Source organism: Flavobacterium sp. 28YEA47A (genome assembly GCF_041262125.1).
Taxonomy (GTDB): Bacteria; Bacteroidota; Bacteroidia; order Flavobacteriales; family Flavobacteriaceae; genus Flavobacterium.
Genome location: NZ_JBGCCI010000005.1, coordinates 255,229 through 266,930, shown reverse-complemented (window position 1 = coordinate 266,930; position 11,702 = coordinate 255,229). Strand labels below are relative to the sequence as shown.

12 protein-coding genes and 3 tRNA genes are annotated in these 11,702 nt (G+C 35.4%); 6 read left to right on the top strand and 9 right to left on the bottom strand.

The annotated features are described in order from the left end of the window. Positions 1–25 precede the first annotated feature (25 nt). The gene (locus tag ABH942_RS09350; RefSeq protein ID WP_370031341.1) at positions 26–1,363 is read left to right on the top strand and encodes a tetratricopeptide repeat protein; all 1,338 of its coding nucleotides are present in this window, start codon (positions 26–28) and stop codon (positions 1,361–1,363) included. A 55-nt stretch (positions 1,364–1,418) separates the two neighbouring features. Here ABH942_RS09350 and ABH942_RS09345 read toward each other — a convergent pair whose 3' ends face one another. Beyond that, on the bottom strand, positions 1,419–2,180 hold the full coding sequence (locus ABH942_RS09345) for an NlpC/P60 family protein (protein WP_370031339.1): 762 nt from the start codon (positions 2,178–2,180) through the stop codon (positions 1,419–1,421). A 99-nt stretch (positions 2,181–2,279) separates the two neighbouring features. Further along, positions 2,280–3,458, bottom strand: a complete 1,179-nt coding sequence (locus tag ABH942_RS09340) for an acetyl-CoA C-acyltransferase (RefSeq protein ID WP_370031337.1) — start codon at positions 3,456–3,458, stop codon at positions 2,280–2,282. A gap of 261 nt (positions 3,459–3,719) precedes the next feature. Between ABH942_RS09340 and ABH942_RS09335 the strand changes: the two genes are divergently transcribed. Then, a complete protein-coding gene (locus ABH942_RS09335) occupies positions 3,720–4,430 on the top strand; it encodes an alpha/beta hydrolase (protein ID WP_370031529.1) in 711 nt (236 codons plus the stop codon). Positions 4,431–4,522: 92 nt separating this feature from the next. Here ABH942_RS09335 and ABH942_RS09330 read toward each other — a convergent pair whose 3' ends face one another. The 4 genes from ABH942_RS09330 to ABH942_RS09315 all read right to left on the bottom strand — a co-directional run bounded on the left by ABH942_RS09330 (position 4,523) and on the right by ABH942_RS09315 (position 5,277). Then, a complete protein-coding gene (locus ABH942_RS09330) occupies positions 4,523–4,927 on the bottom strand; it encodes a DUF5367 domain-containing protein (protein WP_370031335.1) in 405 nt (134 codons plus the stop codon). A 93-nt stretch (positions 4,928–5,020) separates the two neighbouring features. Beyond that, positions 5,021–5,094: transfer RNA gene (locus tag ABH942_RS09325), tRNA-Arg, on the bottom strand. A gap of 15 nt (positions 5,095–5,109) precedes the next feature. Further along, positions 5,110–5,184, bottom strand: a tRNA-Pro gene (locus ABH942_RS09320). Between the two features lie 9 nt (positions 5,185–5,193). After that, a tRNA-Ser gene (locus tag ABH942_RS09315) sits at positions 5,194–5,277 on the bottom strand. Positions 5,278–5,543: 266 nt separating this feature from the next. On the opposite strand from ABH942_RS09315, the gene ABH942_RS09310 reads away from it, so the two are divergent. Both ABH942_RS09310 and ABH942_RS09305 read left to right on the top strand, forming a co-directional pair. Beyond that, positions 5,544–6,395: an NAD(P)H-hydrate dehydratase gene (locus ABH942_RS09310; protein ID WP_370031333.1), complete on the top strand. Its 852-nt coding sequence runs from the start codon at positions 5,544–5,546 to the stop codon at positions 6,393–6,395. A 2-nt stretch (positions 6,396–6,397) separates the two neighbouring features. Next, positions 6,398–6,949, top strand: coding sequence for a GNAT family N-acetyltransferase (locus tag ABH942_RS09305; protein ID WP_370031332.1), 552 nt, complete (start codon positions 6,398–6,400; stop codon positions 6,947–6,949). Here the strand turns inward: ABH942_RS09305 and ABH942_RS09300 are convergent, their stop codons facing one another. Then, positions 6,950–7,642: a hypothetical protein gene (locus tag ABH942_RS09300; protein WP_370031330.1), complete on the bottom strand. Its 693-nt coding sequence runs from the start codon at positions 7,640–7,642 to the stop codon at positions 6,950–6,952. Between the two features lie 225 nt (positions 7,643–7,867). Between ABH942_RS09300 and ABH942_RS09295 the strand changes: the two genes are divergently transcribed. Together ABH942_RS09295 and ABH942_RS09290 are read left to right on the top strand one after the other, a co-directional pair. After that, a complete protein-coding gene (locus ABH942_RS09295) occupies positions 7,868–9,331 on the top strand; it encodes a glycoside hydrolase family 130 protein (RefSeq protein ID WP_370031328.1) in 1,464 nt (487 codons plus the stop codon). Between the two features lie 326 nt (positions 9,332–9,657). Then, entirely contained in the window at positions 9,658–9,834 is a 177-nt protein-coding gene (locus ABH942_RS09290) for a hypothetical protein (RefSeq protein WP_370031326.1), read from the top strand. 313 nt (positions 9,835–10,147) lie between these two features. Here the strand turns inward: ABH942_RS09290 and ABH942_RS09285 are convergent, their stop codons facing one another. Further along, on the bottom strand, positions 10,148–10,540 hold the full coding sequence (locus tag ABH942_RS09285) for a (deoxy)nucleoside triphosphate pyrophosphohydrolase (protein ID WP_370031324.1): 393 nt from the start codon (positions 10,538–10,540) through the stop codon (positions 10,148–10,150). After that, positions 10,527–11,399, bottom strand: coding sequence for a YDG/SRA domain-containing protein (locus ABH942_RS09280; protein WP_370031322.1), 873 nt, complete (start codon positions 11,397–11,399; stop codon positions 10,527–10,529). The genes ABH942_RS09285 and ABH942_RS09280 overlap by 14 nt, the downstream gene beginning before the upstream one ends. Positions 11,400–11,702: the final 303 nt, after the last annotated feature.

Genomic DNA, 11,702 nt, shown 5'->3' with positions numbered 1-11,702 from the left:
ACTATATAACCAAAATTAAATGAATATGAAAAGTAAACATTTATTATTAGCATCAGCTTTTCTAGTTTCGGGTTTGACTTATGCCCAAAAAGATGAGCTTAAAACATTAAAGAAGGTTTATGATAAGGATCTAATCAAATCAAAAGATCTGGCAGATTATAAAGAAGCCCTTCAAAAAGCAGAACCATTACTGGCAAGCGCATCTGAGTCTGATAAGATTTATTTAAATTATTATAAATCACTTTTGCCATTTGTTGAAGCACAAGAGGCAATGGCCAGACCTGAGAACAAAGCAAATCCACAAGCGGCTTTAATTAAAGTTTTTAATGCAAATAATATTTCTCAATTAGCTGAAAACACAGATAAAGTTCTCGAATTTGAAAAAACTTCAGGAAAACAAGTTTTGACAAAAAGTATCAATGAAGACCTTGTTGATATGAAACCTTTGCTGTTAAACTATGCCGTAAACTTAGGTAAGCAGAAAAACTATAATGATGCAACGATTGTATTACACAGTCTTTATCTTTTAGATAAAACCGACTTAGAAAAGCTTTACTATGCTGCTAATTATGCTGTTAACAATCAGGATTATGATAAAGCATTATCATATTATAATGAGCTTATAAAGAAGAACTATTCAGGAGAGAGATCTGAATATATGGCAACAAGTAAGTTAAGTGGTGAAGAAGTAACTTTCGCTTCATTAGCTGACAGAGATAAGTCGGTAAAAATAGGAACTCATGAGAAGCCAAGAACGGAACAAATCAAATCAAAGCGTGGAGAAATTTATAAAAACGTAGCCTTGATTTATAACAGTAAAGGTGATGTTGCTGCCGCTACAAAAGCAGTAGCCGAAGCCAGAGCTGCCAATCCTGATGATCTTCCTCTTGCAATGACTCAGGCAGATTTGTTTATGAAGAGTGGTAATATGGAGGGTTATAAGCAAATTATTTCTCAAATTATTGAAAAAAGTCCAAACGATCCTAACTTATTTTACAATTTGGGTGTGATTTCTGGACAAGCTAACGAAAATGCTGAAGCTGAAAAATATTATAAAAAAGCTATAGAATTAGATCCTAAATACATCAACGCATATCTAAACCTGTCTGTACTAAAGTTAAATGGAGATACTGCAATTGTTGAAGAAATGAACAAACTAGGTACTTCTGCAAAAGACAACAAAAGATATGATGAATTAAAGGTAAAAAGAGAAGCTATTTTTAAGAGCACTTTGCCATATCTGGAAAAAGCAAACAAGCTGGATCCTAAAAATGAGGATATCTACAGAACTTTGCTGAATGTATACAACTATCTTGAAATGACTTCTGAAGCAAAAGCTTTAAAAGCATCTTATAATAATTAATATACTTTATTAAAAGATATAAAAAAACCGAGGATTTTATCTTCGGTTTTTTTTATTATATAATTTTCTTGATAACTCTTAGCTTGTGTGTATGTCTGTTGGTTTCGGCATTATAAATTCCTAAGTGGTCTAACCTGTCAATTCTGACTTTTCCACTGGCATGTATAATGTAATTGTCGTCCATAATAATACCTACATGTATTATTTTCCCTTCCTCATTATCAAAAAAAGCCAAGTCTCCTGGTTCGCTTTCCTCAATAAAACTCAACGCTTCTCCTTGTGTGGCCTGCTGTGAAGCATCTCTCATTAATTTATAGCCATTTAATTTGTACACCATCTGGGTTAACCCGGAGCAGTCAATACCAAAAGGCGTTTTTCCTCCCCATAAATAGGGAGCATTTAAATACATAAATGCAGTATTTATCAGATTGGCTTTTGGTTTTAAACCGCTAATTTTCATTCCTTCAAAATCCAGATTATTTTTATTTATTGCAGGATTGCTCAAGAAAGAAAGTGATGCACCCAAAGGAATAGGCATCAGCAAATTATTAGGAGAATTTACATATTCAATCAGATCTGCATTGAGGATTATGGCTTCATTGCTAAGCTGATTGTAATCTGCTTCAGAAATAACCTGGAATTGTTTTTCATCAATCCAGCCTTCATAATCATCAAAATGCAATTGGATTTTTGCCCATTGCTTGTTTTGCTCTAAAATTTTAAAATGCTCACCAAAAAGTACTTGGGATACAATTTCGCTTCGGTCGCTAGGTTCAAATCTTAAAGGTATTATGGCCAGATTACAAATTCCAAACATTGAGGGTTTGCTTTAAATTAAATGATGAATTTCGGATTTTAAAGATACAAAATCATTTAAATCCAAAATCCATCATTACAGAATATAATTATGCTTTCTTTATGCTCTTTCAATTACAATAGCAGAAGCACCACCGCCACCGTTGCAAATAGCTGCTGCTCCGACTTTAGCATTGTTTTGCTCCAGTACATTTAGCAATGTAATGATAATTCTAACGCCTGAACATCCTAGAGGGTGACCTAAAGAAACGGCACCTCCATTAACGTTTATTTTGCTGCTGTCTAATCCTAGAATTTTAGCATTTGCCAAACCTACAACAGAAAAAGCCTCATTGAATTCGAAGAAATCTACATCATTGATAGCAATTCCAGCCTTGTCTAATGCCTTTGGTAATGCTTTTGCCGGAGAAGTAGTAAACCATTTTGGTTCTTGTGCTGCGTCAGCATAACTTTTGATATAAGCAAGTGGCTTCAATCCTAAAGATTTTGCTTTCTCTTCGCTCATTAAAACAACAGCACCTGCACCATCATTGATAGTAGAAGCGTTGGCTGCTGTTACAGTTCCTTCTTTTGTGAAAGCAGGATTCAAGCTAGGAATTTTATCTAATTTTACATTAGTATATTCTTCATCTCTGGTTACCATAATCGGGTCACCTTTTCTTTGTGGAACAGCTACAGGAACTACTTCGTTATCAAATTTTCCTGCATCCCATGCTTTTGCTGAACGCTCATATGATTGGATCGCAAACTGGTCTTGTTCTTCTCTGGAAATTTTATATTCCGTTGCACAAAGATCAGCACAAACTCCCATTGCATTATTGTCATAAGCATCCGTAAGTCCGTCTTTTTGCATACCGTCAATCATAGAAGCTGGACCAAATTTATAACCATTTCTTAAATGAAGATAGTGTGGAATCAAGCTCATGTTTTCCATACCGCCGGCAACGATAATTTCTGCATCGCCGCTGATGATTGATTGAGCACCCATCATAACCGCTTTCATACCAGAAGCACAAACTTTATTTACTGTTGTTGCAATAACGCTATCAGGTAATCCGGCATATAAAGCCGCTTGACGTGCCGGAGCCTGGCCAACACCAGCCTGAACAACATTCCCCATGAACACTTCATCAACAAGTTTTGGATCTAAATTGATTTTATCTAATGCGCCTTTGATTGCAACAGCTCCTAATTGTGAAGCGCTAACAGTAGAAAGAGCTCCCATAAAACTTCCAATTGGAGTTCTGGCAGCAGATACAATGACAACTTTTTTATTCATAATTGTTTAATTCTTTGTTTGTTTTTGCGAATTTAATTCTTTTTTGGATAATCCGAAATCAGTTTTTGAATTAAATTCAAAATTAACAAAGTTTAGGGCAGGGATTTATTATAGATATAAAAGAAGTATTGAGTATTTAAAATAGTAGGGCTGACGACGTAAAATTATAGTCACTAAATAGATTCTAAATAAGATTCCAAAATGTTAACTTAAGTAAAACCTATTGTATTGGAAATGGTTGTAAATTTATAGTGTTAAACAATTAAAATTGAGCAACATGAAAAAAAAAATGTAACAATTATTCTAGTTCACGGAGCCTGGGGCGACGGTTCGCACTGGAGACACATTATTGAAAACCTGCACAATGAAGGATATTCAGTAAGAAGCGTTCAAAACCCATTGACATCTTTAGCAGATGATATTCAAAAAACAAAAGACCTGATCGATATGCAGCCAGGAAAAGTACTTTTGGTAGGACATTCGTATGGAGGTGCCGTTATCTCCGGTGCCGGTCATCATGATAAAGTAGCAGGGTTGGTGTATATTGCCGCTTTTGCGCCAGATAAAGGAGAAAGCCTAGGTGGAATCTTTGCGCGCAGAGAACAGCCATCTGGCGCGGCTAATATCTATCCGGACGAAAAAGGATTTCTGTGGGTCAAATACGATAAATTCCACGAAAGCTTTGCTCAGGATCTGAACAAGGAAGATTCAATTGTGATGTCGCTGTCTCAAAAGCCTATTCATGGAAGTATTTTTGGAACCGAAGTAGGGGAGCCGGCATGGAAAACAAAACCAAGCTGGTATCAGGTCTCAGATAACGATCATATGATTCCTCCTGCGACTCAAAAAGAAATGGCAGAAAGGATGAATCCTAAGAAAATTATCCATTTGGATGCCAGCCATGCCTCTTTAGCGGTTCGTCCAAAAGAAGTAACGGAATTAATAAAAGAAGCGGCAGTTACGATTTCTTAAAAGGATTTCAGTTTTGGAAAAATCCCGGTTTTCTATTTATACCTACTAAAATCCACAGATAAATATAGAAAATAAGGAAATTATAAAAACAATCAATTTTTATTCTCTTGCTTTTTTCTTAAAAGCCCGAAAATTAAAACAATAGAGTAGGCAAACATTAGCCATGAAGCAAAAGTTTTACTGTAGGTTTCAGGCATATTAGGGAATAAGTTTTCAAAAAACTGTACGCATAGCGTATCCAGTAACATACCAGGTAAAACCATGATAGCTGCCGATTTCACACTTTCAAGGTTATCTAACTTAAATTTATTAAAGACCGAGGTTGAGATAAGGCCTAATGCCGGTATCAGAATAATATATAAAACAACCATTACCAACGGATTGTCAACAATAAAAAAATAGTGTCCTGCAACTCTAAATAATATAGTGGCTGATAACCATACCAAAAAGCCAACAATAAAACTAATCAGTAGGTAATTTTCTTTATGCGTTTTCATTCCAAATCTCAATTTAAGTTTCTTTAAAGTCCAAAGCTACTCATCACAGAAAATAAAAACAAAAAAAGCAACTCTTTTGAAGTTGCTTTTTTGTGAACGCAGAAGGATTCGAACCTTCGACCGCCTGCTTAGAAGGCAGGTGCTCTATCCAGCTGAGCTATGCGTCCATTATTTCAATACCGTCGGGGTGGCAGGATTCGAACCTGCGGCCTCCTGCTCCCAAAGCAGGCGCGATAACCGGGCTACGCTACACCCCGAGAAAAAAGCGGAGAGACAGGGACTCGAACCCTGGCGACGATTGCTCGTCGACAGATTAGCAATCTGCTCCGTTACCACTCCGGCACCTCTCCTTAACAAATCCGAAAGAACTTATCCTTTTTTGCGGTTGCAAATGTAGCTTATCATTCTATAAATTACAAGTATTTCGTAAGTTTTTTTATCTTTTTTTTACATAAATATTAAAATGTATTAACACTCAGTACAATAGAAAAATATTTTTTATGCCTGTTTTTACCGAATTTTACTTTATTGAGGTTGACTTTCTCTTTGTCAGAAATAAAATACTAATAGTATTGAGAGGTATTAGTATCTTTATTGCTTTCTAATTGTATTTCTGATGGAACATATAACTATCAATAAACAAGAAATTCTTAAACTTTATAAACCAATTTTAGCCCAAGCTCACAAAGGAACGCAAGGGCACACTTTAATAATTGGTGGAAGTTATGGAAAAATAGGCTCCATTATCCTGGCATCAAAAGCATGCCTAAGATCAGGCTGTGGTTTGGTTACGGCTTTTGCTCCGAAATGCGGCTATAACAGTATCCAGACTTCATTTCCTGAAGCTATGGTCGTTACGGATAAAGCAGAAGAATACATTTCAAAAATAGAATTTGATATCGTTCCTAATGCCATCGCAATAGGAATGGGCATGGGGCAGCATGAAGCGACACAAAAAGCATTTGGAGAATTTCTAAAAAACAATGACAAGCCTCTGCTGATTGACGCTGATGGAATAAATATACTTTCAAAAAACAAGGAACTGTTTGACCTTGTTCCAGAACAGGCGATATTGACTCCGCATAAAAAAGAATTGCAAAGATTAATTGGCGATTGGAATTCAGAAGAAGAGAAGATTGAAAAAATAACTGAACTGGCCAAATCAAAAAAATGGATTATCGTCATAAAAGGAGCTCCTACGCAAATAATTTCCGGCAATACGATATATACCAACTCAACAGGAAATCAGGCCTTAGCGACAGCCGGAAGCGGCGATACGCTCTCTGGAATCATTGTTGGCTTATTAGCACAAGGATATAAACCGGAGGAAGCAGCAATTCTTGGCGTATACATTCACGGACTGACAGCAGACATCGGCTCAAAATCTTTAGGATATCATGCCTTTATAGCTTCAGATAGTATTGAAAATTTGGGAAAAGCTTTTTTATCTTTGGACGAAAATTTATAAGGATGGAAACTTTATCAATACATACCGAACGGCTGCATATCAGGAATCTTGTACAACATGATCTTGACGATTTTCATAAATACAGATCCAACCCGGAAGTTACTAAATATCAAGGGTTCGACGTAATGACACGAGACGAGGCTTCCGAATTTATTGCCCAGCAAGAGAATAAATTGTTTGGGAAACCTGGTGAATGGGTACAGTATGCTATTGAAAGCAAAGAAACCGGAAGATTAATTGGTGATTGCGCCATAAAGTTAGATGCTTACGATGAGCGAATAGCAGAAGTAGGAATGACAATTTCGCATCTGTACCAGCAAAAAGGTTATGCAAAAGAGGCTTTTTCAGGAATAATGGATTTCCTTTTTGCCGTCAAAAGCATCCATAGAATAGTTGAAACTGTCGATGCAGAAAACAGTGCTTCAATAAGTCTTTTAGAAAGTCTGAAATTCCGAAGAGAAGGGCATTTTATTGAAAATATCTTTTTTAAAGGAAATTGGGGAAGTGAATTTCAATATGCTATACTAAAAAGAGAATGGCTTAACAGCAACTAGCTATTCTTTTACAATAATCGCCGTTGCTTTAAAACCCGTTGCTAAGTTCCAGCGATTGGCTACAACAAGATTTCCTTTATCATCAAACACATGGAATTCCGCTGTATTAGGCCCTGATGTTCCCTGGTTCAATGCTTCAAAATCAACTTTGTTAAAGCCTGGTTTTAAAGGCAATTTCAATGTTCTGAAATCGGTGGTTAATGTAACTGAAGCCACTACAACTACATCATTTACAGAAATCTTAATCATATCACCATCAGGAGCACCGTGGTCACGGAATACTATATTTACATAATCTCCATTGTTCTTAAAATCTCCAAAATATTGATTTCCTTTTACGGCAACCTGTTCTTCTCCGCCTTGTTTCTTATTCAGTTTTTTAACGTATTGATCACCCGGATTGGCAAATTCTTCGCCACCTTGCCCGAAATTAACCGTATCAGATTCACCCACCTTATATTTATCCGACTTTGGTAGCGATTTTGGAATTGTTGCACCAAAATTAGGATCAATTATAGTAGGATTAGAATTTGTAGAAGGTATCGACATCGTACTGTTAGTATTCGCAGAGGGTATCGAAATCGACTTGTTATAGTCAACCTGAGCATACATCTGAGAGGTAAAAAAAACAATAAAGAGTAAAGCAACAGATTTCATGGATACTTTTTGATAAAGTGTTTCTGCAAAATTCATGCTAAAATTAAAAAACTTTTAAATTTTATGGCTTCCTTGAAGAAAAATTATGGTTGCAACTTATGAAATTTGCTTGTAAATACGGCCTCAATCTGCTGTTTTGGGTTAATTTTAGCATTTTGAGTGCCTTTTATGTAGATTTAAAGTAGTATTTTAGAGAGAAGATTATTTTATTCTAAAAGTAGATACTCCTGAAATTCATCGAAATCATTTAAAATATTGCCTATGAGATTATCTGTTGAGCGAAAACCTATAAAAGTGTATCCTGACTCTGGACGTGTCATTGCCCGTTTTTTTTTTAATGGCGAAGAACGCGCTGTAGAATTGATAAAAAAAATACTGCTTTTGGATAATGATACCGTTTTTGGGCTAATTTCTCCATTGTTACAGGACTTTTCAAAGCGTCATCGAAATATTACGAAAAAACTGTTAAAACATTGCGATAGGGTAAAAATCTATGTGGAAAAAGCAGGTGGGAATTATGAAAAACTTGACGATTATACAAAACTGCTTATAGGATCTTATTTTACGCACGAATACTCTATAGAGTCGGCTGCATTTTTTAATCCGTCAATTGTTCCTGATCCGGATCAAACTAATTTGGAAGAAGGACAGCTTAGGGTATTAATCAGTTTTCGTGCAGTGGGAGAGGGGCATGTTTCTTCTGTCGTATTCAGACGTGCCCTGATTGATAAATACAATAATATATCTGTAATTCCTGCCGGCAATTATATTGATGAAGCCGAAAAAGTCCATAATATGGTCTATAATAAAAAACTTTTTCTCAAGAAAGCACAAGAGGCAGATATTAATGATGATTTTTTAAAAGATGTAGACGAAAAGCTGGATGAACGTTTTGATTATGACAGTCTCAAAAAGGTTGTCATTGAAGCGAAAGATAAAACAAAGGACGAAAAAACAATCAGGCAGTATAATATGATCTTAGAATTGTCTGACAGTTATCGTAAAATAAGTTTTTCAAAAGATACTGACATTAGCGATAGAGTCATTTTTCCTATTTCTGATTTTGAAAGCAAAGGTATTGAAGATGCCCGTTTTGTCAAATTTGAAAGAGAAAATGGAAAAGTGATCTACTATTGTACCTACACAGCCTATGATGGAAATCACATTATGCCAAAACTCTTGCAGACGTATGATTTTTATGATTTTAAGACCAGTCCATTAAATGGTTCTGGAGCAAAAAATAAGAACCTGGCGTTATTTCCAAGAAAAATTAATGGAAAATATGCGATGCTTTCGCGTATAGATGGTTGGAACAATTACTTAATGTATTCCGAACATATCAATATCTGGGAAAATCCAATAAAGATTCAAAGCCCAGAATATCCGTGGGAATTGGTGCAAATAGGAAATTGTGGTTCACCAATTGAAACCAAATACGGCTGGCTTATCATAACCCATGCAGTAGGACCAATGCGTCGTTATTGTATTGGAGCTTCACTATTAGATATAGACCACCCAGAAAAAGAAATAGGCCGCTTAAAAGAACCCTTGATTATGCCTAATCCTGACGAAAGAGAAGGATATGTGCCTAATGTGGTCTATTCCTGCGGTTCTATCATACACAATAATGACCTGATTATTCCTTATGGATTGTCAGACCATAGTTCCGGATTTGCTTCTGTAAATTTAGATTTGTTATTAGAAAGACTTGTCAACGGAGGCTAAACTTATTTCAAACCCATGCGAAAAAGCTTTTTTATAAAACTAACATTCTTAGTTCTGCCAATACTTATTATTGCTAGTGTTCCTTTAACTAAAGAAAGGCATCAAAGCATAGGCGGTGGCGGTTATGACTTGACCAACTTGTATTGTGGATTCTTTATTCTTTTAGCTATAATTACATGGATTCTTTTTATTATTATTCACTCCATAGTTTTTAGAAAAAATAGGAATACCCTGAATGATAATCTGAAACTAATAGCTATTGGTTTTGGAATATTATTTATTGCGTCTTTAATATTGTTTAATACCTGGATAACATAGTCAATAGTATGGATAATCACATAACTGTCACAACAACTAATGGAAAACGCTGTCTGGTTTTTATTGATAAAATTACGCATATATATGAAGATGAAAACGGAAAAGCTATAATCTGTTTTAGCAGCGAAAAAGTTCTTTGCAAAGAAAGTTATAGTGAAGTTATGCATGAGATAAAGTTTCTTTAAACGGCTGTTTAAGTACTATTTATTTTGGAATATTAGAACAATAGCTCATCTGCCAAAATGAAAATATCAGTCCACTAAATTCCTAGATTCTATTTCCGTTACTATCAAATCAATCTTGTGTGTTTGATATTCCAGTAGAAGTTATTGTGGAATGAGCTGGTACATGCTTGTTACTATTTTCTTTTAGATTTTCTAATGTAATATACTAGAAAGAATACCAAAGCTATAAATATTAGAAATAGGAATGATAGTAATAGTTTTAAAAACCCAGTTATTGATAAAAAACTTCCCATTTCACTAACTTTTTTCTGTATTATATTTTAATAGAACAAAGCTCATTTGCAATAGGAATATCTGCCGGAGCTAATTTCCAGTTAAGAAGTTCTGATTTATCAACCCATTCATACTCGTCATGATCAGTGAGTACACAAATAGACTGTTCCGACCTACATATATAAGCAATAAGCTCAATCGTAAATGCATCATAATTGTGGACAACAGACTTGAAATACCTTTCTATTTCAACCCTTATTCCAAGTTCCTCTTGCAACTCGCGATATAAAGACTCTTCTTCCGTTTCACCGACCTCAATTTTCCCACCTGGAAACTCCCAATAACCACCCAATGATTTTTCAGGCTTACGCCTACAAAGCAAAATTCGTCCTTCATTGAATATAACACCGCAAACAACCCTAATCGTACCCATGACTTTTCCTGTGATATTGCAAGTTTAATTTATTCAGAATATGCGTTTTATGTACTATTAATTCACCCCTTACAGCGCCAACCAATTTCAAATCATCCGTAATAGAAAACGTCCCTTTGTCAAACATTACATGATGATTCGGGCAGAGGCAAATCAAATTATCGCTGCTATCATCCCCATTATGAGGCCTGCCCAAAGGCTTTATGTGCGCACCCTCTGTATAGCCACCCGATTTCGTAGGGATAGTCTCTCCACATACCTGACATTCATAATTATACAACTTCTTCACATCATAAGCAATCCTGGTATCCCTCACAATTCGTAAAACCGTACTTTCCTTTCGTTCCGTAGGTTTATTAGAATACCTTAATTCAATCCTTTCCGGAGTATTTCTCTCAGGATTTTGCCCACTATATTCCAGCCGAACCCTACAAATTATAAAACCACTCTTTCCTGTTTCCTCCCAGGCATCTACCACACTATATAAACCAGCATAAGTATAACCCGTTTGTGGAGAAAATTCAGATCTATGCTTATAACCCCGAATTACTCTAACTGGCAAGCCTTGATCCATACTGATAAGCAATCCTTTATTATCACTCTTATCCCAACTTTGATCTTCAATTTGTTTCCCATCTTTATTACCACCAGCTCCGGTATATATAATTTCATCTCCAAAATCTTTATCATCTTCATATCCGCCAGAAAGCACAATAGCAGCAACTCCTTTTTTAGCGTTGCCATCAATGCCAGATCCCCATTTTCTATGAAAACTAGTAGGCATCATTTCTTTTCTATCATTAAAAATATGGCCTTCTTCAATGCCTTCTATTTCTCCAAATACAATTGATCGAGTCATACAATCCTTAGTAACTAATTTCAGTGTACTAAGATACATTTTAATCAATAATATGTTTATATTATTGTTAATGCTGTTTATATAAACCGTTATAACATTTATTCAACAAAATATAAACGTATTAAAATACTGAAGCGACGAAATAATAAAAACCGCTGATTTATAGACACTAAACCACCAGAACAGCACTAAAAATCAACAAATAATAAGCAACGCCAATATATTTGAGAAAACCTTAAAAAAGCAAAATATAAAACACTGGCCGATTCGCCTAAACCATGTATAAACCCTTTCTTTACGGGC